This window comes from Nocardioides dilutus, assembly GCF_054779555.1.
Genome location: NZ_BAAGYA010000001.1, coordinates 953,327 through 975,826, shown reverse-complemented (window position 1 = coordinate 975,826; position 22,500 = coordinate 953,327). Strand labels below are relative to the sequence as shown.

Genomic DNA, 22,500 nt, shown 5'->3' with positions numbered 1-22,500 from the left:
ACCGTCACCACATGGGAGAAGACTCGGGCCCGACCCGGGAGCAGATACTCCGCGACGAGCTGGACCGGCAGAACCACAAGGACCCCTTGCGTGGTTCCCGCACCAGCGGGTTCTGGGCAGCCACCGTCAGCCTGGGCGTCGTGCTGGTCCTGCTGATCGTCTTCATCGCGCAGAACACCCGGACGACCACGGTCTCGTTCCTGGCCTGGGACGGTCGGGTGCCGGTCGCCGTGGCCATCCTTATCGCCGCCGTCGCGGGGCTGTTCCTCGCGACCGTCGCCGGGACCCTGCGCATCCTCCAGCTGCGTCGCCGGGTCCGCCGCGACCGGCGTTAGCTGTCTCGTTCGCCGGCTGCGCCCGCTGGCTCGTGCTCAGCGCGTAGTTTGTCCGCGTGCACGTCATCGAGACCGCGGGCCTGACGATGAGGTTCCCCTCCGTCACCGCGCTCGACCAGCTCGACGTGTCGATCGGGGAGGGCGTGACCGGGCTGGTGGGCGCCAACGGCGCCGGCAAGTCCACGCTCATCAAGATCCTGCTCGGCCTGCTGCCCGCCACCGCAGGGACAGCGCGTGTGCTCGGCCACGACGTCGCCCACGAGGGCGCCGTCATCCGCTCCCTGGTCGGCTACATGCCCGAGCACGACTGCCTGCCCGCCGACGTGTCCGCGAGCGACCTGGTCGTGCACATGGGGCAGATGTCGGGGCTGCCGTACGCCGCGGCCCGCGAGCGCGCCTCGGACGTGCTGCGGCACGTCGGGCTCGCCGAGGAGCGCTACCGCCCGATGGGCGGCTACTCCACGGGCATGAAGCAACGCGCCAAGCTGGCCCAGGCCATCGTGCACGACCCGCGCCTGGTGCTGCTCGACGAGCCGACCAACGGGCTCGACCCGTCCTCCCGCGACGACATGCTCGCGCTGGTGCAGCGGATCGGACGCGAGTTCGGGATCTCGGTGCTGGTGACCTCGCACCTGCTCGGGGAGCTGGAACGGGTCAGCGACCACGTCGTCGTCCTCGACGCCGGCCGGCTGCTGCGCTCGTCGGCCACCACCGAGTTCCTGCACGCGACCGGCAGCCTCGTCGTCGAGGTCCAGGGCCGTCCCGACGCCGACCGGGAGCTCGGCCAGGCACTGGTGGATGCCGGACTGGTGGCCCGCCCGCTCGGTGGCGCCCTGATCGAGGTAGAGGTGCGCGACGAGACCACGCCCGACGTCGTACGCGACCTCACCGTCGACCTCGGCCTGGGCCTGGTGCGCATGCAGGAGCGCCACCACCGGATCGAGGACGTGTTCCGCGAGGGAGGGGCCGGTCATGTCCAACCCGTCTGAGCTCCCCCCGGCCGACCTCTCTCCGGCCGACCTCTCTCCGGCCGACCTTTCTCCGGCCGGCGTCATCCACGACCTCGGCTACCGGCCCTACTCGGGCCCCCGGCTGGGCGAGGGTCCGGTCGCGTTGGCGTTCTTCGTCACCGGGCTGCGCAACGCCTACGGCCTGGGCCGGTCGGGTCGCTCGAAGGTGCTGCCGATGATGCTCCTCGCGATGATGCTGCTGCCGGCGCTGATCCTGACGGGGGTGCTGGTGCAGGCCCGGGACGTGCTCGACCTCGACCAGCACATCGTGGCCTACTCGACCTACCCGATCACCACCCAGCTGCTCATCTCCGTCTTCGTCGCCGCGCAGGCACCGACCCTGCTGTCGCGCGACCTGCGGTTCCGGACCATCACCCTCTACCTCGCCAGGCCGATGCGCCGGTCGGTCTACGTCCTGGTGCGGGTGGCTTCCCTGACCGTGGCGACCTTCGTGCTCATCGGGGCACCGCTGCTGCTGATGTACGTCGGCGGGCTGCTCGCCGACCTGCCCCTGGGCCGTGAGACCGGGCGGTTCCTCGGCGGGCTCGTGGGCGCCTTCCTGCTCGCCGCCTGCCTTTCCGGCCTCGCGGCGGTGGTCGCGGCGATGACGGTCCGCCGTGGCCTGGCCGTGGCCGCGGTCATCGTCGTACTGCTCGTCAGCTACACCGTCGTCGCGACGATCCAGGGCATCTCGACCGAAGCCGGCAACGACTCGGTCGGCGAGGTCGCGGGGCTCTTCTCGCCCTACACCCTGGTCAACGGCGTCCAGGTCTTCCTCTTCGACTCGCCCGACGCCACGGTCACACCGCCGGACAGCACCGCGATGGGCCTGGTCTACTGCGCCGCGGTGGTGGTCATGGTGCTCGGCTCGCTCGGCGCCCTGATGGCCCGCTACCGGACGGTGCAACCATGAGCGGCCAGCCGTGAGCACCATCGAGATCGACCACGTGTCGCGCTGGTATCGCAACGTCGTCGCGGTCAACGACGTCTCGATGACCATCGGCCCCGGGGTCACCGGGCTGCTCGGGCCCAACGGCGCCGGCAAGTCCACGCTCATCGCGTTGATGTCGGGCTTCCTCGCCCCGTCCACCGGCTCGGTCACCCTCGACGGCGAGGCGCTGTGGCGCAACGAGGAGGTCTACCGCAAGATCGGGCTCGTCCCGGAGCGGGAGGCGCTGTTCGACTACCTGACCGGCCGGCAGTTCGTGGTCGCCTGCGCCGAGCTGCACGGACTGACCGACGCCGGTGCGGCGGCCCAGCGGGCCATCGCGCTCATTGAGATGAGCGATGCCCAGGACCGCGAGATCGCGACCTACTCCAAGGGCATGAAGCAGCGGATCAAGATGGCCTCCGCACTCGTCCACGACCCCGCGGTCCTGCTCCTGGACGAGCCGTTCAACGGGATGGACCCGCGGCAGCGGATCCACCTCATGGCGCTCCTGCGCACGATGGGCGCCGAGGGCCGGACCGTGCTGTTCAGCTCGCACATCCTGGAGGAGGTCGAGCAGGTCGCGCGCCAGATCGAGGTCGTGGTCGCCGGCCGGCACGCCGCTTCCGGCGACTTCGGGGCGATCAGGCGGCTGATGACCGATCGGCCCAACCGCTTCGTGCTGCGCACCGCCGACGACCGGCTGATGGCCTCGGTGCTCCTGGGCGACACGTCGGTCCGCGGCGCCCGGCTGCGCGCGGAGGGCGGCATCGAGCTCGAGGCCTCCGACTTCGGCCGGTTCAGCGAGGTGCTGCCCCGGCTCGCCCGGGAGCACGGCATCCGGCTGCACGAGGTGACCCCGACCGACGAGTCGCTGGAGAGCGTCTTCTCCTACCTGGTGTCGTCCTGATGGGGGTGAACCGGTGATCTCGCCGACCATCGTGCGGCTCGGCGTGCACGGCATCTTCGGGCGCCGGCGCGGCATCCTGCTGTTCGTGCTGCCTCTGCTCCTCGTGGGCCTCGCCGTGCTCGTCCGGGCGCTCGTCGGCCAGGACGACGACGCCACCGAGCTCACGCTCTACGGCCTCGGCCTGGTCGTCCTGGTGCCGCTCATCGCGCTGCTCGCGACCTCCGGGCTCCTGGCGCCCGAGATCGACGACGGGTCCATCGCCTACCTGCTGGCCAAGCCGATCTCGCGGCACACCATCGTGGCGAGCAAGCTCGTCGTGGCCCTCGCCTGCGTCGTCGTCTTCGGCGCGCTCCCGATGCTGGTCGCCGGGCTGGTCCTGCGCACCGACCTGCCCGAGGTCGGGGTCGGCTTCGCGATCGGCTCGCTGGCGGGCGGTGCGACGTACTGCGCCGTCTTCGCCCTGCTCTCGGTGATGACTCGGCACGCGGTGGTGATCGGGCTGATCTACGTGCTGGTCTGGGAGGGCCTGCTGGGCGGCCTGCTCGACGGCATCCGCTGGCTGAGCGTGACCCGCTGGTCGACCGAGGTGGTCGACAAGGTGGCCGACCTGTCCCTGGTCGACGACCTGCCGCTGGCCTACGCCGTGCTGGCGATGCTCGCCGTCGCCGGCGCCGCAGTCTGGCGGACCGGCTGGCAGTTGCGTGCCTTCAACCTCACGGGTGACGAGTAGCTGCCCGCTCGGGTCGGTCTAGGTCCGTCGGTGGAAGGTGAGGTCGCCGTCGGGGTGGACGCGGGTCTCGTAGCGGGGGTCGTGGGCTTTGTGGTGGTGGAAGCAGCACAGCAGGGTGCCGTCGTCGAGGTCGGTGGTGCCGCCTTGGGCCCAGGGTCGTCGTAGGTGGTGTGCTTCGGTCCAGGCGGCTTTGATGCGGCAGTTGCGGGCTCGGCAGCGGCGGTGGCGTAGCGCGAGGGCTCTGCGTTGGGCTCTGCTGAAGAGTCGTCGGGAGCGGCCCAGGTCGAGGACCTCACTCTGGCCGCCGAGGACGGCGGGGATGATGTTGGCGGTGCAGGCCAGGCGGCGGACCGCGGCCGCGGACAGTGGCTGGTCGTCGATGATCGCGACCCCGGAGCTGCCGACCTGGTTGTCCAGGGTGGTGTGGTCGATGGTCACGACCACGGTGGTGGCGTCGCCGCCGTGCAGTGGGAGCCGCTGGGGGTCGACGTGCTCGAGGAAGGACACGAACGCCGACCCGAGCCGCATCTCATAGGGCCGCCGGTCCTCGGGGTTGCCGGACTCGCCGGGCTCGTATGCGTGCTGCTGTCGGGGTTGTCTGGGTGAGGTGTAGGCCTCGAGGTAGGTGGTCAGCCGGTCCCAGGTGGCGTCGGGGAGGTTGCCGCGGACCTCGGTGCTGCCGTCACCGAGGCGCCGGCCGGTCAGGTAGATCTTCTTCGCGGCGTGGCGTTCCTCGGCCTCCAGGGCCTTGCGCTCGGCCTCCTCGCCGAGCTCGGGGGCGACGATGTCGAGGATCCGGCGGCCCATCACCTTCAGCTCCCGGGGCCCGAAGTGGGCGGCCTCGGCGACCAGCCGCTCCTCCGCGGCCGCCACGACCTCCGGGTCCAGGCCGTCGGGCAGGGCGTCCAGCGCCTGGGTGATGACGTGCGCCTGCTCGGCGTTGACCTCACCCTGACGCATCCCCGCCTGCACTCGCCGCCACCGCTCCTGGAGGCCCTCGGCCAGCCGCTGCTCACGGCGCGCGGTCGGCCGGTCCACCCGGTTGTGGTGGTCGACCCAGCCGGCGACGTCCCGCGCGCCCTCGTCGACGGCTACGTCGCCGCTGGACGCCAGAACGCGGAGGCCCAGCTCCTTGAGTCGGGCCTCGACACGCGCCTGACGCACCAACGCCGCCCGCTTGTCACTGGTGGACATGAACCCCGGGTCCACCAGTGCGAGATCCTTCAGGGCATCCTCGACCACATCGAGGGCCCGCAACACCGGGTGCGACCCCGGCGGGACGAAGGACTCCTGGCTCACGGCGTACGCCTCTCGCATCAGAGGTGCCGCCTGAGCTGGCCTCGTCTCAGGACTTCTGCCGGCCCGGTGCGTCCACGACGTGCCCCGGTCGCATCCGCCCGGAGATCACCGCGCCTACGACCCGCCATTCGGGAAGGAGCGCTATGCGACTATTAGAACACACTCTCGACAATGCGTCAACCGATCCTGGGGGATTCCCTCGGACCGGCCCCTATCGGGAAGCGGTCAGGAATCGAGAAGCCTGCGCCCGAAGACCTGGTACGGCTTCCCGTCCTACGCCCGCGACGGCAAGGTCGTCGTCTTCTTCAAACCGGCCTCGAAGTTCAAGACCCGCTACGCCACTCTCGGGTTCGAGGAGGCCGCCCAGCTCGACGACGGCGCGATGTGGGTGACGTCGTACGCCGTGGTCGAGATCGGCCGGGCCGAGGAGAAGCCGCGAGCTGGTCACCAAGGCAGCGGGCTAGCTCGCCGAGAGATTCCGGCAATCCGCTCCGGGCGCGCTGACGCGGTGTCACTCTGGTGAGACCGATCGTCGACGGGGAGACAATGCGGACGTGGGTTGGGGCTGCCATCGCGACGCTGCTGAGCGCCGCGTTCCTAGGCCTGCTCCGGGTGGACGCCTTCAGCGACTCCACGGTCACGCTGATCAGCAACAGCGGCCAGCTCCTGGCTGCCGCACTCGGCTCTGCCGGCTGTGCGGTCGCGGCGGTGCGCAGCAAGGGCCCCCGACGTCGAGCCTGGCAGTGCCTGGCCGCGGGCACCGGTTCCTGGGCGGCAGGGCAGGCCGTCTGGAGCTTCTACGAGGTCGGGCTCGGTCGTGAGGTGCCGTTCCCCTCGCTCGCCGACGTGGGCTTCCTCGCCTTCCCGCTGGTCGCCGGAGCGGGGTTGCTGATCTGGTCCGGCGCGCAGGGCAGCCAGGCGACCGCTCGCGGTCGCGACCTGATGGACGGCGCGATCATCGCCGTCTCGCTGCTGGTGCTGTCCTGGCTGACGGTGATGGAGCCCGTCGTGGAGACGAGCGGGGGCGCGTCGTTCTCCCTGGCTCTGTCGCTGGCGTACCCGCTCGGGGACGTCGTGCTGGTCACCCTGCTGCTGATCACGCTGCTGCGGTCCGAGTCGGAGCGGGTGACGCTGACCATGCTGGTGCTCGGGCTCGGCGGGTTCGCCCTCGCAGACAGCCTGTTCGTCTACATGACCACGACCGGCACCTACTCGTCCACGGACCTGGTGAGCAGCGGGGGCTGGGTGTTCGGCTTCCTCTTCGTGGCCGCGTCGGGGATGACGGCGAACCAGTCGGCCGACGCGATCGAGGCGAGCGACGCACGGACCAGGATCCGCGCCACGGCGTTCTGGCTGGTGTTGCCCTATGTGCCGCTCGTCGCCGCGGGGGTCGCGCTGTGTGCGGACCTGCTCCAGGCCGAGTCGTCCGTCCTGGCTGACCTCGTGCTCAGCATCACCCTCGTGGTCATGATGCTGGCCCGCCAGTTCCTGGCGATGATCGACAACCAGCGACTGTTGCTGGCCCTGGCCGAAGCCGGGGGGCAGCTGGAGCACCAGGCCAACCACGACGCGCTCACCGGTCTTCCCAACCGGGCGCTGTTCGGCAAACGGCTCGACCGCGCGCTGCTCGCGACATCCTCGTCCATCGACGTCCTCTTCTGCGACCTCGACAACTTCAAGGAGGTCAACGACGAGCTCGGGCACGCAGCCGGCGACGTCCTGCTGAGAACGGTCGCCGACCGCCTCGTGGCGTGTGTGCGCGTCGGAGACACGGTCGCCCGCTTGGGAGGTGACGAGTTCGCGATCCTGCTCGAGGACTGCCCCGACGCACGGGAGGTGGCCGACCGCATCGTCAGCGCCATGCGCACCGAGACCGACGTGCTCGGCCATCGAGTCTGTACGTCGATCAGCGTCGGTATCGCGCGCCACGAAGGAGACACCGCGCCGGCCACCCGCCCGACCCACCGGAGGGCGGCCATCGACATGACCCCGGACGCCGACAGGTCACCCTCGGCCGTCCAGGCCGGACTCGCAGCCAGCGACGCCGTCGAGGAACGTCAGGCGACAGCCGATCTCCTGCTCCGCCTGGCGGACACGGCGATGTACGCCGCCAAGAGCGCCGGCAAGGGTCGGGCCGCCTTCCTCGAGGAGGACCCGGTCCTGACCCGCCGCATGAGCACCGTTCCGACCTGACGGTCGGGATGACTAGGCGGCCTGGCCCTGCTCCTGGCGGCGCGCCTCCTGCTGCAGCCTGGCTGCGGCGGCACGGCGGACCTTGGGGCCCTTGGTGGTCATCGCCCACAGCAGCTTGAGCTGCTCGGGGGCGTTCTTGACGTTGGTCGTGGCCAGCCAGCCGTTGGGCAGCGAGAGCCGGACGACCTTGTGCCAGGCCGAGTAGACCTGCTGCGGCATCGGCGCCACGTGGTAGTTGAGGTCGTACTTCTCGAACAGAGCGCGCACCTTGGGCGCCACCTCGGCGTAGCGGTTGGACGGCAGGTCCGGGAACAGGTGGTGCTCGATCTGGTGCGACAGGTTGCCGCTCATCAGGTGCATGGCCTTGGAGCCGGAGATGTTGGCCGAGCCGAGCATCTGGCGGAGGTACCACTGGCCGCGGGTCTCGTCGTCGGGGATCGACTTCAGCTCGAAGGTCTCGACGCCCTCGGGGAAGTGGCCGCACATGATCACCGAGTGGCTCCACACGTTGCGGACGATGTTGGCGGTGAAGTTGGCGGCCAGGGTCGGCAGGAAGGCGCCGAACGGCAGGGCCAGCGCCGGGTTGACGACGTAGTCCTTGGTGGCCTGCTTGCGGATCTTGCCGAGGACCTTCTTGACGTTGCTCTTGAACTCGGCGGGGCGCTTCTCCTTGGGAATCCGCAGGTTGCGGCCGAGCTCGAGGTCGTAGGCCGCGATGCCGTACTCGAAGAAGCAGGCGTTGACGAAGTTCCAGAACGGCTGGGCGAGGAAGAACGGGTGCCACTTCTGGTCCTCGTCGACGCGCATGATGCCGTAGCCGAGGTCGTTGTCCTTGCCGACGATGTTGGTGTAGGTGTGGTGCACCTGGTTGTGCGAGTGCTGCCACTGCACGGCCGGCGTGGCCATGTCCCACTCCCATGTCGTGGAGTGGATCTTCGGGTCGCGCATCCAGTCCCACTGCCCGTGCAGGACGTTGTGGCCGATCTCCATGTTCTCCAGGATCTTGGCGACCGACAGGCCGACGGTCCCGAGGATCCACAGGGGCGGCAGCGCCGAGCCGAGCAGGACGGCGCGCGAGCCGAGCTCGAGCTTGCGCTGCACGTCGATGACCTTGCGGATGTAGGCGGCGTCCTTCTCCCCCCGGCTGTCGAGGACGTCCTGGCGGATGGCGTCGAGCTCGATACCGATCTGCTCGATGTCCTCGGGGGTGAGGTGGGCGGTCGGGTTGACGGCTTGCTTGGTGATGACGGTCATGGGACTCCTCGGGTGGAGGTCGGGGGAGGACGGTCAGTGGTTGAGGGTGCAGTCGCCGGCGGCGGCGTTGATGCAGGTCTGGATCGGTACGCCGTCCGGGGCGGTCTCGCCCGGGACGGCTGAGGTGAGCGCGCCGTTGCGCAGGTCGCGGACAGTGCCCGACTTGAGAGGGAGCACGCAGCCCATGCAGATGCCCATCCGGCAGCCGCTGGGCATCAGGACGCCGGCGTCCTCGGCGACGTCGAGGATCGGCTTGGCGCCGTCGGCCTCGAGCAGGGTGCCGTCGGCGAAGGCGACGGTGCCCCCCTCGCCCGCCTCGAGCAGCACGGTGCGGAAGCGCTCGGTGGTCAGCGAGAGGCCACGTTCGGCGTGGTGCTTCTCGAGCGCGTCGAGCAGGCCGGCCGGGCCGCAGGCATAGGCGAGGCGGTCGTCGAGGTCGGGCACCAGGTCGGGCAGGTGGGAGACGTCGAGCATCCCGTGCGTCTCGTCGTAGCGCTCGATGAGCGTGATCCGCCCACGGGCGTGGTGGGCGCGCAGCTCGTCGCGGAAGATCGCGGTCGACTCGTTGACGTTGACGTGCACGAGCACGATGTCCGTGGCGGCCGGCGTACGCCTCGAGAAGAGGTTGCGCAGCATCCCGATGACCGGAGTGATGCCGGACCCGGCGGTCACGAGGAGCAGCTTGTCGGGCAGCGGCTGGGGCAGCACGAACTCGCCCTCGGCCCGCTCGAGCTGCAGCATCTCGCCGGACCGCGCCCGGTTGACGAGGTAGTTGGACACGACCCCGCCGGGGATCGCCTTGACGGTGAGGCTGATGCAGCGGTCGGTGCGCGGGCCGTGGGTCAGCGAGTAGGTGCGCCAGAGGCGGACGCCGTCGACGTCGACACCGATCCGGACGTACTGCCCGGGGACGTGCCCGGCCCAGTCCTTGCCAGGCTTGACCAGGATCGTGGCCGACTCAGCGGTCTCGGCGGTCACCGACACGATGCGGCCGCGCAGCTCGGCGCCGGCGCGCAGCGGATGGAAGACGTCGAGGACGTCGTCGACGGTCAGCGGCGTGACCGCGGCGTCCGCCAGGCTGCGCAGGCGCTGGCGCAGCGACACACCCCGGAGACTGGGTGCGGAGAGACCGGGCGCAGAGCCGACCGGTAGCTCGAAGGTAGCCATGTCTCCATAGTCCTGCACCCAGGGCGTAAACTCCTGTGCACCGGACGTGAACCCTTGCCACACTATTGTTCGTAGAGGACAAAAGATGGTCAGATCGACCCCCCGCCGTGGCCACCGCCACACCGCCGACCACGGTCTGCGGGTCCCTCCGGACGCCATCACCCAGATGCGCGAGGAGCTGCCGAGGGTCGCCGAGCACGTCGTGGCCGCGATCATCGACGAGGTCCCCAGCTATACCGACGCCTTCAGCGGGCCGATGGGCGAGACCATCCGCAACGCCGTGCAGCTCGCGCTCGGCGGCTTCCTCTCGCTGGCGAGCGGGGGCCGCGGCGCCGATCTTCGGACCCCGGCCGCACCCGCTGTCGAGGGTGCCTACCAGCTCGGCCGGGGCGAGGCCCGCAGCGGCCGCAGCACCGACGCCCTGCTCGCGGCCTACCGGATCGGCGCACGCGTCTCGTGGCGGGACATGTCGCGTACGGCGGTCCGCAACGGGGTCGACGGTGACGTGCTCGTCGACTTCGCCGAGCTGGTCTTCGCCTACATCGACGAGCTGTCGGCGGCCAGTGTCGCCGGGCACACCGACGAGACCGAGACGACCGGCCGGGTCCGGCAGCGGCTGCTCGCCCGGGTCGCCCACCTGTTGCTGACGGCCGCGCCGGACGACGAGGTGCTGGAGGCCGCGGAGCGGGCTGGCTGGCCGGCGCCGTCGACGCTCACCGCGATCCTCGTTCCGCAGGCCCAGGTGCGGCCCGTGCTGGGGGTCGTCCCCAAGGGCACGCTCGAGGTCGAGGACGTGCCGGACCCGGGTGACACCGGGTCGGTGCCGGCCGGCTGGGCGCTCCTCCTCGTGCCGGACCTGCACCCGCGGCGTCGTCCGGCGCTGCTCCGGACGCTGGGCGAGCGCGGGTCGCTGGCCGGCCCCACCGTGCCGTGGCTCGAGGTGCGGGCGTCCTACGACCGGGCGGTCCGGGCGCACGCCCTCGGCATCGAGGTCGACACCGAGGCCCGGCTCCCCCAGCTCGTCCTGCACGCCGACGAGGCGGCCCTCGCTGACTTGCGCGCCCGAGTGCTGGCGCCGCTCTCGGGCCTGCGGCCGGCGTCCGCGGAGAAGCTCGCCGACACCCTGCGGATGTGGCTGCTGCTCCAGGGCCGTCGCGACGACGTCGCGGCCGCGCTGTTCGTGCACCCGCAGACCGTGCGCTACCGGATGGGCCAGCTCCGCGAGCTCTACGGCGACCGGCTGGACGACCCCGACGCCGTGCTGGAGCTGTTGATAGCGCTCGCCTGACGTGGCGTACGGAGAAGTGTCGTTGAAGAAGCAATCTCTTGTGCCGTCGGTATCGAACCACTCCCGCACGGAGGGAACCGACAACCAAGGGAGCACAGACATGACGCACGCACGCAACCGCTTCGGAACGACGATCCTGGGCCTGGCACTGGCCGCGACGGCCGGGGTCGCCGCGACGCCGGCGCAGGCAGCACCTGCCGCCAAGGCCGGCGACACCAGCCTGGCGGAGGTCCTCGGAGCCGACGGGCAGAAGCTCGACGGCAACTGGGGCGACTTCGACCTCGTCGAGGCCGCGGTGTTCGCGGTGCTGGAGGCGAAGCCCACCAGCCCCGTCGGCCTGCTCGCCGACGGCGACACCCGGCTGACGGCGTTCGTGCCCACGGACGCGGCGTTCCGCAGCTTCGTCAAGAGCATCAAGGGCTTCGCACCCAAGACCGAGGCGAAGACGCTCAAGCAGGTCGTGAAGATCGCCGGCAGCATCGACACCGTCGAGACGATCCTGCTCTACCACGTGGTCGCCGGGGAGACGCTGACGTCGCCCAAGGTGCTGGCGGCCGAGGGCGAGAAGGTCACGACCGCCCAGGGCGGCGCGTTCCGCGTGCACATCGGCAAGGCCGGGGTGTTCCTGGTCGACAAGGACCGGGACGCTGCCAACCCCTACGTCGTCGTGCTCGACGTCAACAGGGGCAACAAGCAGGTCGCCCACGGGATCAGCCAGGTCCTCCGCCCCGTTGACCTCTGAGCCCCAGCCGGTCCGCTAGCAGGACCGGTGCACGACGCGACCCGCGACCACGGTCAGCGCGACGGGCATGGTGCGGAGGGCGGCCGCCGTGTCGGCCGTGCTCCCACCCACCGCGAGCGGGTCGCGGTCGAGCAGCACCAGGTCGCCGCGGGAGCCGACCCCGACGGTCGGCTGGCCGTCGACGGACGCGGCCAGCGACTCGGCCGGAGTGAGGGACTGCTCCTCGTGCCAGGGGTCGCGGTCGTCGGCGCTGCGGTGCACCGCGGCGGAGATCGCCAGCCACGGGTCCAGGGGTGAGACCGGGGCGTCGGAGCCGAGCGCGAGCTCGACTCCGGCGTCCCGCATCCAGCGGAAGGCGAAACAACGGTCACCGCGTCCGGGCCAGATCCGCTCGGTCAGGTCACGGTCGTCGAGCAGGTGGGCGGGCTGCACGCTGGCCCGCAGACCGAGCTCGGCCATCCGCGAGACGTCCTGGCGCTGGACCAGCTGGGCGTGCTCGATCGACCCCTTCGCCCACGTCTCGGCGTACGCCGTCAGCGCCTCGCTGACGGCCGCGTCGCCGATCGCATGGGTGGCGACCTCGAGCCCGCCCTGGGTGGCCCGGCCGAGCAGGGACCGCAGCTCGGCGCCTGACTGGTTGGGCAGGCCGGCCGGGTGGTCCAGGACCTCGGCGTCGGCGTAGAGGTCGCAGCACCACGCGGTGCGGGTGTTGAGCGAGCCGTCACTGATGATCTTGAGCGGGCCCATGGTCAGGCGGTCGTCGTCAGCGCCGTGACCATGCTGTTCCAGGAGGAGGTCGCCGGTGCGCAGCCCCGACTCGAGGACCTCGTCGAGCCCGGCGGCGTACGTCGCCCAGCGGACCCGCAGCAGGTCGCAGCCCTGGTGCCAGCGGTCCACCCACGGCTGGAGGCGCCCGTTGAACTCGAAGTCGACGAAGCCGACCACCCCGAGCCGGGCGGCCGCGGTCAAGGCCTCGCGGTAGGCCTCAGGCGTGTCGGCCGTCGCTCCCGCGAGGACACCGATCCTGGGGTAGGCGTCGAACCACTCGTTCTCGCGCACCACGTCGTCGCGCACCGGCAGCCCGAGGAGGCTGAAGGCCAGGCTGTTGGCCCAGGCGTGGTGCCCGTCGCCGCTGACGAGCAGGATCGGCACCTCGGTCGAGACCGCGTCGAGCTCGGCGGTGGTCCCGTCCCGACCCATGAACGCCGACCGATGACCCCAGCCGATGACCGGGCTGTCGGGCTCCGCGGCGATCCGCGCCGCCACGATGGCGGTCGCCTCCTCGACCGAGGTCGCGCCGGCCAGGTCGAGCCGCTGGCGGCCCTCGACCCATTGGGTGAAGTGCACGTGCTGGTCCCAGAGTCCGGGGATGAGCCAGCGTCCCTCCGCGTCGACCTCCTCGACGCCGGCCGGCCGCTCGGCGGCGGGCCCGACCTGGGTGACCACCCCGTCGTCGACCAGCACGTCGGCGACGCCGTCGTACGGCGCCGCGTCCCCGACCGGCACCAGTCGGACGTTGCGGATGATGAGGTCGGACACGCGATCGACGTTAGGTCACGACTGGTTTGCGGCCGAGCGGCGGGCGTCGAGACACACCGAATGGCTGCTCAGAGCGGGCAGCGGCAGCCATTCCGTGTGTCTCGACGCCGGGTCGATGGGGGGTCAGTGCGCGGCCGGCGCACCCTCGGGCATGACCATCGGCTTGGGCCGCAGGAACAGCCCGCCGATCGCAGCCGCGGACGCAGCGGCGACCGCCCCTACCGCGAAGGCGACGTGCAGCCCGCCGTTGAGGGCCGCGACCTGGTCGGCACCGTCGGCCAGCAGGGTGGCCCGGCGCGAGTCGGAGACCGCCACCAGGACCGCCAGGCCGAGCGCGCCGCCCATCATGAACGCCGTGTTGACGACCCCGGACGCGAGTCCGGACTCGTGCGGCTCCACGTCGCCCATCGCGGCGAGCAGCACCGGGTTGAAGGCGATGCCGGCACCGATGCCGAGCAGGACCATCGACGGCAGCACGTGCACGACGAAGTCGCCGTCGACCGGAGCCATCGCGAACAGCGCCAGGCTGAGGCCGGCCAGGCCGAGGCCCGTCACCAGCGGCGGCCGGATGCCGAACCGCATCACCAGCCGGTCGGAGAGCTGCAGCGAGCAGAACATCATCACCAGGCTGGTGGGGATGAAGGCCAGGCCGACCTCGAGCGGCTCGTAGCCGAGGACGTCCTGCAGGTAGAGCGCGGCCAGGAAGAACCAGGCGAACATCGCCGCCGCCCAGAGGATGCCGACGACCTGCGACACGGTGAGGTTGCGCAACCGGAAGACCCGCAGCGGCACCAGCGGTGCGGCGGCCCGGCTCTCCCAGGCGACGAACACGGCGAACAGCACAGCGCTCACGCCGAGCAGGACGAGGGTGCGGGCCGAGGTCCAGCCGGCCTCGTTGCCGCCGACGATGCCGTAGACCGCGAGCATCAGGGCACCGGTCACCAGCACGGCGCCGGGCACGTCGAGCTTGACGCTGCCGGGGTCGACGTCGTCGCCGGGCAGGACCGCGCGGGCCGCGAGCAGGACGGCGACGCCGATCGGGACGTTGACCAGGAAGATCCAGTTCCACGAGAACAGGCCGGTCAGCACGCCACCGAGCAGCACGCCGACCGCGCCACCGCCGGACATCACGAAGCCGAAGACGCCCATCGCCTTGGCCCGCTCGCCCGGCTCGGTGAACAGCCCCATGATCAGGGACAGCGCGACCGCCGAGACCGCGGCACCGCCCAGGCCCTGCACCGCGCGCCCGACGACGAGCAGACTCGCCGAGGGGGCCAGGCCGCAGGCGACCGAGGCGACGGTGAAGAAGGTGGTGCCGCCCAGGAAGACCCGCTTGTTGCCGAGCAGGTCACCGAGGCGACCGCTGAGCAGCAGGAAGCCGCCGAAGGTCAGCAGGTAGGCGTTGACGACCCAGGCGAGCGACGACTGGCTGAAGCCGAGGTCGTCGCGGATGGACGGCAGCGCGACGTTCACAATGCTCTGGTCGAGCACGATCATCAGGTCGCCGAGGCACAGCACGTAGAGCGCCAGCCAGCGGGCGCGGCGGGAGGTGTCCGTCGTCTGCTCGGGGCCCGTTGTGGGCTCGGAGTCGGCGGTGTCACACGTGGCGGTCATGGTGTCCTCTCTCAGGTGTGGACGTCGGCCAGAAGGGTTGCTGCTACCACGTCCACGAACGGATGCCGGCCGATACGACAGACCCGTCGAACATCGTTTGCTCATCGGTGGCGAGCGCGGGTGGCGAGCGCGCCCGACCGGACTTGCTGTGCTTGCGGTGGCACGTCGGTCAGCACGCGGCGCTTAGTCTCCTGGGTGTGAACCGGCGCGTCATCGGGTTATTCCTGGTGCTGCTCCTCCTCGGGGCCGGGGCGGGGTATGCCTGGGCTGCCGCGACCACGGAGCCACCGGCCCGGTTCGACGCCGCCGAGCCAGTGCCCGCGAGCTCCCCGAGATTCCCTGCGGGGCACGTCGAGGTGCTGCCGGACCCGACGTCCCCGCCGATGCCTACCGCCCTCGAGCTCGACACGCAGAAGGTCGGGAACAAGGCCTTCGGCGTCGATGTCGGAACGCCGGTCGGGTGGCTGCGCACGGATCCCGACTTCGTCGAGTCGAAGTGGAACCCGCCTGCGCTGCCGCTCAACACCTACTTCCTGCGGGTCAAGCTGATCACCAGCCTGCGGCTGTCGGTCCAGCAGGCCCGCGACGCCCGGATCGCGGCCCTGCGCGAGGTCGTGGACGAGCTCGAGGTGGAGACCCAGACCGACGACACCTTCGTGGCGACCTACGTCAGCGAGGACCACCGTCGGCTGGCGATGGAGCGGTTCCTCTCGCTCGACGGGGCCGAGGACCCAACCGACCCGGCGTTCGTGACGGTCGTCGTGGTAGGCCGGTTGACCGACCGCGACGGGCTGGCCGACCTGCTCGACCGGGTCACCGAGTCCATCGTTCGCCGGACGCCCGTGGCATAGCGCGCGTCCTAGATGCCCGAGGTCTCGACCGAGTCCAGCACGCGGTTGGCCGTGGCCCGGTCAGCGCTGCGGATCTGGACCCACAGCAGCCGGTTGTCGCTGACCTGCACGACCCGCTCGACGGTCACGCCCCCCGGGCAGTCGGTGTGCACCACCGTCACCGACGGACCCTCGTCGGTCTGGTCGGCAACCGGCTCCTGCGCGTCGGCGCACTCGGGGTGCTGAGGCAGCTGCGGAGGCAACCGGGTGCCGGGCAGCAGCCCCACGAAGACCCCCTGGTCAGGCGACGACGTGTCGGTCCACGCGGCGGACGTCCCGACCGACAGAGCTGGAAGCACGATGCCGGAGTCGCCGGGGTCCTCCCAGCCCTGGTCCGCCACCGCTTGCTCCCACTCGTGCGGGACGGTGACCTGCACCGTGCCGGTGACGTCCTGAAGCGTCGGATCCGGCTCCTCCGGGACTCCCTGGGCGACGTACCCAGCCAGCACGCCGAGTCCCAGCCCCAGCAGCCCGACCACCGAGGCGACCAGGACCACTCGGCCACGGCGGCGAGCCGGCCGCTCGGTCGAGACCGGCTGCTGCTCCGCCCCCGGCCCGGACGTCGGCCGCGGCCCGGGCTGGGTGAGATCGGGGTCGACCGGTAGCCAGGCCTCGGCCACCGCGGCGTCCTCGACCGCCGGCCCGAGAGCAGCCTCCAGTGCGGTGACGAAGGCGCTGACGCTCGGGTAGCGGTCCTCGCGGTCGTGGGCCAGCCCGCGGTGGAGCACCGTGTCGACCTGGGCCGGGTAGGGACGCTCGGCGGTCGAGACCGACGGCAGCGGGCCCGGGTGGCCCGCCTCGACCAGGCTCAGCGGCGAGTACGGCGGCCGGCCGGCCAGCAGCATGAACGCCAGGGCGGCCAGCGAGTACTGGTCGGCGCGCGCGTCCGGCGCCTCGGCGCGGGCCTGCTCCGGCGCGACGTACGACGGGGTCCCGGCGACCATGGTCAGACGCGACGACATGTCGAGCGCCCGGCCGAGGCCGAGGTCGCCCACCATCGCCCGAATGGTGGCGTCGCCTCCACCGCTGTGCGCGCCGACGCTGCGGAACAGCACGTTGGCGGGCTTGACGTCGCGGTGCACGATGTCGCGGTCGTGGAGAGCCTGGAGGCCCGCGCCGACCTGGCGCACCACCTCCATGGCCTGCGCCACGGTCAGCCCCTCCACCTCGAGGCGGTCGGCCAGGGTGCCCTGGTCGGCGTACGACATCACCAGGTAGGGACGGCCGTCCTCGAGCTCCCCGGCGTCGTAGACCGACACCACGTGCGGCGACTCGACCTTGCGCAGATAGCGACCCTCCTCCTGGAAGCGCCGCCGGATGTGGTCGTCGTCGGTCCAGTTGTCCGCCAGCACCTTCACCGCCACGGGCGAGTCGAGCTGCTCGTCGTAGGCCAGCCACACGGTCGCGAAGGCACCGTTGCCGATCCGCCGCCGCACCACGTAGCGCCCCAACGGTTGGGGCATCGGCCGTTGGGGCGTCGGCCGTTGGGGCATCGGCCGCGGGGGCATGGACACCGGTTGATTATCGTCAGGGCGTGGAGCCGGACGACATCGATGCCCTCGCGCGCCGCGCCCAGGCGGGCGACCGCGATGCCCTCGACGACCTGCTCCGGGCGGTCCGGCCGCGGACGCTGGCGGTGTGCCGTGGGGTGCTGCCCTACTCCGGCGACGCCGAGGACGCCTGCCAGGAGGCGCTGATCAAGGTGGCCGGCAAGATCGACACCTGGGACGGTCGCGGCCGGTTCACCACGTGGCTGCACGTGGTCGCGGTCAACTCGGCGCGGTCCGCCTACCGCCGGATGAAGAACCAGGCGGTGGCCGCGGACCCGGAGGCGCACGACGGGATGCAGCGCCCCGACCCGCGCACCACCAGCGTCATCGCCGGCACCCGGCTCGACCTCCTCGAGGCGATGGAGGAGCTCGAGCGCGAGCACCCGCAGATGGTCGAGCCGCTGCTGCTCCGTGACGTCTACGGCCTGGCCTACGAGGAGATCGCCGCGCAGGTCGGCGTGCCGCTCGGCACCGTGAAGGCGCAGATCCACCATGGCCGCAGGCTGGTCCGCCCCATGCTGGCGGCCGGCGATGCGTGATCGCCGCGCGGTCGCGCCGGCGCTGTTGCTGACGACCCTGCTGCTCACCGGGTGCGGCGCGAGTCTGTCGGCCGTCAAGGGAGAGACGGTCAGCGGCGGGCCGCCACCGTCGGGGGCGGCGACACCGGAACCGGCCGCCGTGACGCCGGACGTCGACGACCCGGCGTACGACGTCGCGCTCAGCGACCCGGTCGAGGACTCCTACTACCCCGAGGTGGGCGACCCAGGAGTGGATGCGCTCCACTACGACCTGGCGCTGGCCTGGACGCCGGCCACCCGCACCCTCGAGGGCGTCGCGACGCTGGTGTTCCGCTCGACCGCCGACTCGGAGTCGTTCCAGCTCGACCTCGGACCGGCGCTCGAGGTCAGCCGGGTCACGGTCGACGGCGCCGAGGTGGAGGCCGCCCACGAGGGCAAGGACCTGGTCGTGGCCGCCCCCGTGGTTACCGACGAGCGCTACGCCGTGGAGATCAGCTATGCCGGCACCCCGGAGCCGGTCGCGGCACCGACCACCCGCGACGACTACAGCACCGCCGGCTTCACGATCACGCCGTCAGGTGAGGCCTGGACGATGCAGGAGCCCTACGGCGCGCACACCTGGTATCCCGTCAACGACCACCCGTCCGACAAGGCGCTCTACGACTTCACGCTGTCCGTGCCGTCCCCGTGGGTCGGTGTCGCCAATGGCGAGCTGACCGAGCGCCAGGACGCGGCGGGCACGACCACGACCCAGTGGCACCTGGCCGAGCCGGCGGCGTCCTACCTCACCACCGTCGCGTTCGGGGACTACACGACCACCTCCAACACCTCGGCCAGCGGGGTGGAGATCGACTACTGGGTGCCGGCGGACTCGCCCCAGCTCGCCGGCGGGCTCGAGAAGGCCGCGGCGGGGCTCGACTGGCTCGAGGAGCGGCTCGGGCCCTACCCCTTCGACACCCTGGGGTTCGTCCTCGTCGACTCGCGTAGCGCCATGGAGACCCAGACGATGATCACCCTCGGCATGACCGACTACGCCATGTCAGAGCAGGTCCTCGTCCACGAGATGGCCCATCACTGGTACGGCGACCAGGTGACTCCTGACGACTGGCGCGACGTCTGGATGAACGAGGGTATGGCGATGTACCTCCAGCTCATGTGGGATGCCGAGGCCCTGGGCATCACCATCGAGGAGCAGCTGGATCGCTACGCCGACGACGAGGAGGCCGCCCGCACCGAGTCCGGGCCGCCCGCAGCGTACGACGCCGGCGAGTTCGGCGAGGGCAACATCTACTACGGCCCCGCACTCATGTGGCACGAGCTGCGCGAGCGGATCGGTGACGAGGAGTTCTTCCGGCTCGTGCGCGAGTGGCCGGCCGCGCGCGACAACCGCAGCTCGGACCGCGAGGACTACTGGGCATGGCTCGAGGAGCAGACCGGCGAGGAGCTCAACGCGTTCCTCGAGGCGTGGCTGCTCGGCGAGACGACCCCGCCCCGGGACTAGCAAGCCACTGTGACTAGATCAGGTCGCGGAGCCGGGCGACGAGCGAGTCCTTCACGGCCTGGGTGACCGCCGCCTCCATCTGGGCGTTGAGGGCGTGCTGGTCGTCGAGGTTCTCCAGGATAAGGCGCAGGTCGAGGTCCTTGATCGCCCGGATGAGGACGTCGTCGGTCTTGACGGCGGCGTTGACCAAGGCGTCCGGCAGGGCGCGGATCGCGGCCTCGAGGAAGCCGTTGAGGTCCGCGTTGTCCATCGCCTCCTCGACCAGCTCCGAGGCCGGGGGCAGCGACCCGTCGTCCTTCATCCGGCCCACGGCGGCGACCAAGCCCTCGCGCAGCGCGTCGACCTGGGCGTCGGTGCGGGGGCCCGGCTGCGCGAGCTCCAGCGTGAGCGCCTCGCGGCTGACCTGCAGGCGGCAGGCGGCGCCGTCGATCCCGAGCAGCACCAGTCGCTCGGTCAGGCCGTCGATGCCCTCGGCCTGTGAGGTGACGGACCGTTCGGCACACGGGTCGGCCGGTCGCAGCGGCTCGAAGTCCCCTCCGCCGTTGGCCATCTGCACGCCGAGCACGCCGCTCACCAGGACCAGGGCGACCGCCGGCAGGCCCGCCATCCGCAGGAAGGTCCTCATCAGCTCCTCCGCCTACGGAATACGATGACGGCGACCAGGGCCACGAGCGCGAGACCCGCCCCGATGAGGAACGAGTCGCGGAAGGCCCGGGTGGCGGCCCGTTCCAGCTGGGCGTCGAGGTCGCGCTCGAGCTCGGCTGCGGCCGGGCGGGCCTCGGGTTCGAGGTCCGCCGTCACGAAGGCGCGGTGCAGGTCGGGGACCTGACCCCGCTGGTCCGACAGCTCGCGACCGAGCGCCTGGGCGATGGCGATCTTGTCCTGCGGCTCCAGGGGAGCATCCAGCACCAGCGACGCGATCGCCTCCTGGGCCGGCACCTCGGCGTCGCGCAGGTCGGCGGTGAACACCGGCGTCAGGATCGCCAGCCCCACGACGACGCCGAGGTGCCTCGCGCCGATGGTCCACCCCGCGTGCCTGACCCGGGGCAGGCGCAGCTCCATGGCCTGGGAGGTGAGCCGGTCGACGGTCAGGCCCAGCCCCAGTCCCACCAGCGCCTGCGGCGCGATGGTCCACGCGAGCTCCGCCGAAGGAGGAACGGCGAGACCGACCAGGCCGCCGGCGATGAGGAAGCACCCGGCCGCGACCTCGACCTCGGGTGGCGGTCGCAGGAGCCGGGCCAGTGGTCGTGCGGCCAGCGCCGCGACCGGCACGACGGACACCGTCAGCGCGGCCGTCGCCGGGGACCGGCGCCAGCCCTCGACCAGGAGCAGGACCAGCAGGAACAACGCCGCGGTGAGCGCGGCCGACAGCAGGGCGAGGGTCAGGTTGGGCTGCAGCGCCGGCCGGTGCCGGTCCGTTGTTCGCTCCGGGGCGGCCCGCACGGCGAGCGCGGCCGGCACCGCCAGCACGGCGAACGGCACCTGCACAACGAAGATGGCCTGCCACGAGATCGCCTGCGTGAGCAGCCCCCCGGCGACCGGTCCGGTCGCCGTGCCGATCACCCCGGCCGTGACCCAGGTCGCGACCCCGCGGCGCTCGCCGAGCTCCTCGACCAGGAGCTCCAGGGAGCCGACCAGGGCCAGCGCGCCGCCGAGCGCCTGCACGCATCGGGCCGCGATCAGCACGTCGATCGAGCCGGCCAGCGCGCACCACGCCGAGGCGCCGGCGAAGACCGCGATCCCGACGGCGGTCAGGAAACGCGGCTGCCCGCGAGCGAAGCCCATGGCGGTCGGCACGGCGCAGAGGCCCAGGACCAGGTTGAACGCGATCAGCACCCAGGCGACCTGGCCGACCGTGGTGTCCAGGTGGCGGAGGATGTCGGGCAGCGCGAGCGTGACCACCGCAGAGTCCGCGAGCACGAGGGCCACGGTCACCGCGAGCAGGGCAGCCACGGCACGACGCACCCGGCCATCCTGCCCGGCTCTTCCGCCCTCGGCTGAATCGCTTGTCGCGAGTCGCCCCCGTCGTGTTGCGTGGTCGTCATGAGGCTTCTCGTGCTCGGCGGCACCGTGTTCCTGTCCAGGGCGGTCGCCGCGGAGGCTGTCCGTCGCGGCCACCACGTCACCTGCGCCTGCCGCGGCGAGTCCGGCTCCGTGCCCGACGGGGCGACCCACCTCGCGTGGGACCGCGACCAGCCCGCGCCAGCACAGCTCACCGAGGCGGCGTACGACGCGGTGGTCGACGTGGCCCGTCACCCGTCCCGGGTCCGCTCGGCGGTCGCGGCGCTGCCTGGTCCTCACTGGATCTTCGTCTCGACGATCAGCGTCTACGCCGACACCGCGGTGCCCGGTGGAAGCCCCGGAGTGACGCCGGAGCTCGAGCCGATCACCGAGGACGTCGACCTGCGGGAGGACATGGAGGCATACGGGCCGATGAAGGTGGCGTGCGAGCGGACCGTGCTCGACGGCGCCTCGAGCGCCCTGGTGATCCGCCCCGGCCTGATCATCGGCCCCGGTGACCCGAGTGGTCGCTTCACCTACTGGCCGCTGCGGTTGCGGGACGGAGGCGAGGTGCTCGCGCCGGGCTCGCCGGACGACACCGTGCAGGTGATCGACGTCCGCGACCTGGCGACCTGGATCGTCGACTCGGCCGAGGCACAGCGCACCGGGGTCGTCGACGGGATCGGGCCGGTGCAGCGGTTCGCCGACCTGCTCGACCAGGTGGCCCAAGGTGTCGGCACGGTCCCGACCTTCACCTGGGTCGACCAGGAGTTCCTCGCCGAGCGGGGCGTCGAGGCGTGGGCGGGCCCCGACTCCCTGCCGCTGTGGCTGCCGCGGCCGGAATACGACGGCATGCTCGCCCACGACGCCGACCTGCCGGCGGCCGCCGGCCTCACCACCCGGCCGGTCACCGAGTCCGCGCGCGACACCCTCGCGTGGGCGGTTGTCACCCCGGACGCCGTGCAGACCGGTATCAGCCGCGAGCGCGAGCAGGAGCTGCTCGCCGCCTGGCACGGCCGCTGACCCCGCCC

20 protein-coding genes and 1 pseudogene are annotated in these 22,500 nt (G+C 71.6%); 13 read left to right on the top strand and 8 right to left on the bottom strand.

Features of this window, described 5'->3' with window-relative positions; genetic code table 11:
• The first annotated feature begins 11 nt into the window (after positions 1-11).
• The 5 genes and pseudogenes from ACYVC6_RS04810 to ACYVC6_RS04790 all read left to right on the top strand — a co-directional run bounded on the left by ACYVC6_RS04810 (position 12) and on the right by ACYVC6_RS04790 (position 3,913).
• Entirely contained in the window at positions 12-335 is a 324-nt protein-coding gene (locus ACYVC6_RS04810; RefSeq protein ID WP_460711513.1) for a lipopolysaccharide assembly protein LapA domain-containing protein, read from the top strand.
• Positions 336-391: 56 nt separating this feature from the next.
• Positions 392-1,324 (top strand): ABC transporter ATP-binding protein, encoded by a 933-nt coding sequence (locus ACYVC6_RS04805; protein WP_460711511.1) that lies wholly within the window; start codon positions 392-394, stop codon positions 1,322-1,324.
• Entirely contained in the window at positions 1,308-2,258 is a 951-nt protein-coding gene (locus ACYVC6_RS04800) for an ABC transporter permease (protein WP_460711509.1), read from the top strand. Before ACYVC6_RS04805 ends, ACYVC6_RS04800 begins: the two co-directional genes overlap by 17 nt.
• A 76-nt stretch (positions 2,259-2,334) precedes the next feature.
• Positions 2,335-3,183: pseudogene (locus ACYVC6_RS04795) on the top strand (ABC transporter ATP-binding protein); the annotation flags it as partial.
• Positions 3,184-3,196: 13 nt separating this feature from the next.
• Positions 3,197-3,913, top strand: a complete 717-nt coding sequence (locus ACYVC6_RS04790; RefSeq protein ID WP_460711507.1) for an ABC transporter permease — start codon at positions 3,197-3,199, stop codon at positions 3,911-3,913.
• Between the two features lie 18 nt (positions 3,914-3,931).
• On the opposite strand, the gene ACYVC6_RS04785 is transcribed toward ACYVC6_RS04790, so the two are convergent.
• The gene (locus tag ACYVC6_RS04785) at positions 3,932-5,212 is read right to left on the bottom strand and encodes an HNH endonuclease signature motif containing protein (protein WP_460711505.1); all 1,281 of its coding nucleotides are present in this window, start codon (positions 5,210-5,212) and stop codon (positions 3,932-3,934) included.
• 79 nt (positions 5,213-5,291) lie between these two features.
• On the opposite strand from ACYVC6_RS04785, the gene ACYVC6_RS04780 reads away from it, so the two are divergent.
• Together ACYVC6_RS04780 and ACYVC6_RS04775 are read left to right on the top strand one after the other, a co-directional pair.
• The gene (locus ACYVC6_RS04780) at positions 5,292-5,735 is read left to right on the top strand and encodes a hypothetical protein (protein WP_460711503.1); all 444 of its coding nucleotides are present in this window, start codon (positions 5,292-5,294) and stop codon (positions 5,733-5,735) included.
• A gap of 23 nt (positions 5,736-5,758) precedes the next feature.
• Positions 5,759-7,405: a diguanylate cyclase domain-containing protein gene (locus tag ACYVC6_RS04775; protein WP_460711501.1), complete on the top strand. Its 1,647-nt coding sequence runs from the start codon at positions 5,759-5,761 to the stop codon at positions 7,403-7,405.
• Between the two features lie 12 nt (positions 7,406-7,417).
• On the opposite strand, the gene ACYVC6_RS04770 is transcribed toward ACYVC6_RS04775, so the two are convergent.
• Both ACYVC6_RS04770 and ACYVC6_RS04765 read right to left on the bottom strand, forming a co-directional pair.
• Positions 7,418-8,659, bottom strand: coding sequence for a fatty acid desaturase family protein (locus tag ACYVC6_RS04770; protein WP_460711499.1), 1,242 nt, complete (start codon positions 8,657-8,659; stop codon positions 7,418-7,420).
• A 33-nt stretch (positions 8,660-8,692) separates the two neighbouring features.
• On the bottom strand, positions 8,693-9,826 hold the full coding sequence (locus tag ACYVC6_RS04765; protein ID WP_460711497.1) for a ferredoxin reductase: 1,134 nt from the start codon (positions 9,824-9,826) through the stop codon (positions 8,693-8,695).
• Between the two features lie 85 nt (positions 9,827-9,911).
• On the opposite strand from ACYVC6_RS04765, the gene ACYVC6_RS04760 reads away from it, so the two are divergent.
• Together ACYVC6_RS04760 and ACYVC6_RS04755 are read left to right on the top strand one after the other, a co-directional pair.
• A complete protein-coding gene (locus ACYVC6_RS04760) occupies positions 9,912-11,114 on the top strand; it encodes a PucR family transcriptional regulator (RefSeq protein WP_460711495.1) in 1,203 nt (400 codons plus the stop codon).
• 100 nt (positions 11,115-11,214) lie between these two features.
• Positions 11,215-11,856: a fasciclin domain-containing protein gene (locus ACYVC6_RS04755; RefSeq protein WP_460711493.1), complete on the top strand. Its 642-nt coding sequence runs from the start codon at positions 11,215-11,217 to the stop codon at positions 11,854-11,856.
• A gap of 15 nt (positions 11,857-11,871) precedes the next feature.
• Here the strand turns inward: ACYVC6_RS04755 and ACYVC6_RS04750 are convergent, their stop codons facing one another.
• A complete protein-coding gene (locus ACYVC6_RS04750) occupies positions 11,872-13,395 on the bottom strand; it encodes an amidohydrolase (RefSeq protein ID WP_460711491.1) in 1,524 nt (507 codons plus the stop codon).
• Between the two features lie 123 nt (positions 13,396-13,518).
• Positions 13,519-15,009 (bottom strand): DHA2 family efflux MFS transporter permease subunit, encoded by a 1,491-nt coding sequence (locus ACYVC6_RS04745; RefSeq protein WP_460711489.1) that lies wholly within the window; start codon positions 15,007-15,009, stop codon positions 13,519-13,521.
• A gap of 197 nt (positions 15,010-15,206) precedes the next feature.
• Here ACYVC6_RS04745 and ACYVC6_RS04740 point away from each other — a divergent pair, with 197 nt between their 5' ends.
• Positions 15,207-15,860 (top strand): hypothetical protein, encoded by a 654-nt coding sequence (locus ACYVC6_RS04740; RefSeq protein WP_460711487.1) that lies wholly within the window; start codon positions 15,207-15,209, stop codon positions 15,858-15,860.
• A gap of 8 nt (positions 15,861-15,868) precedes the next feature.
• On the opposite strand, the gene ACYVC6_RS04735 is transcribed toward ACYVC6_RS04740, so the two are convergent.
• Positions 15,869-17,362 (bottom strand): serine/threonine-protein kinase, encoded by a 1,494-nt coding sequence (locus ACYVC6_RS04735; protein ID WP_460711485.1) that lies wholly within the window; start codon positions 17,360-17,362, stop codon positions 15,869-15,871.
• Between the two features lie 71 nt (positions 17,363-17,433).
• Here ACYVC6_RS04735 and ACYVC6_RS04730 point away from each other — a divergent pair, with 71 nt between their 5' ends.
• Both ACYVC6_RS04730 and ACYVC6_RS04725 read left to right on the top strand, forming a co-directional pair.
• Positions 17,434-17,988: an RNA polymerase sigma factor gene (locus ACYVC6_RS04730; protein WP_460711483.1), complete on the top strand. Its 555-nt coding sequence runs from the start codon at positions 17,434-17,436 to the stop codon at positions 17,986-17,988.
• Positions 17,981-19,468, top strand: a complete 1,488-nt coding sequence (locus ACYVC6_RS04725; RefSeq protein ID WP_460711481.1) for a M1 family metallopeptidase — start codon at positions 17,981-17,983, stop codon at positions 19,466-19,468. Before ACYVC6_RS04730 ends, ACYVC6_RS04725 begins: the two co-directional genes overlap by 8 nt.
• 13 nt (positions 19,469-19,481) lie before the next feature.
• Here the strand turns inward: ACYVC6_RS04725 and ACYVC6_RS04720 are convergent, their stop codons facing one another.
• Both ACYVC6_RS04720 and ACYVC6_RS04715 read right to left on the bottom strand, forming a co-directional pair.
• Positions 19,482-20,093: a hypothetical protein gene (locus ACYVC6_RS04720; RefSeq protein ID WP_460711479.1), complete on the bottom strand. Its 612-nt coding sequence runs from the start codon at positions 20,091-20,093 to the stop codon at positions 19,482-19,484.
• Positions 20,093-21,433, bottom strand: a complete 1,341-nt coding sequence (locus tag ACYVC6_RS04715) for an MFS transporter (protein ID WP_460711477.1) — start codon at positions 21,431-21,433, stop codon at positions 20,093-20,095. The genes ACYVC6_RS04720 and ACYVC6_RS04715 overlap by 1 nt, the downstream gene beginning before the upstream one ends.
• Before the next feature lie 78 nt (positions 21,434-21,511).
• Here ACYVC6_RS04715 and ACYVC6_RS04710 point away from each other — a divergent pair, with 78 nt between their 5' ends.
• Positions 21,512-22,492 carry an NAD-dependent epimerase/dehydratase family protein gene (locus tag ACYVC6_RS04710; protein WP_460711475.1) on the top strand — a complete coding sequence of 327 codons (981 nt, stop codon included), beginning with the start codon at positions 21,512-21,514 and terminating at the stop codon, positions 22,490-22,492.
• The last annotated feature ends 8 nt before the right edge of the window (positions 22,493-22,500 follow it).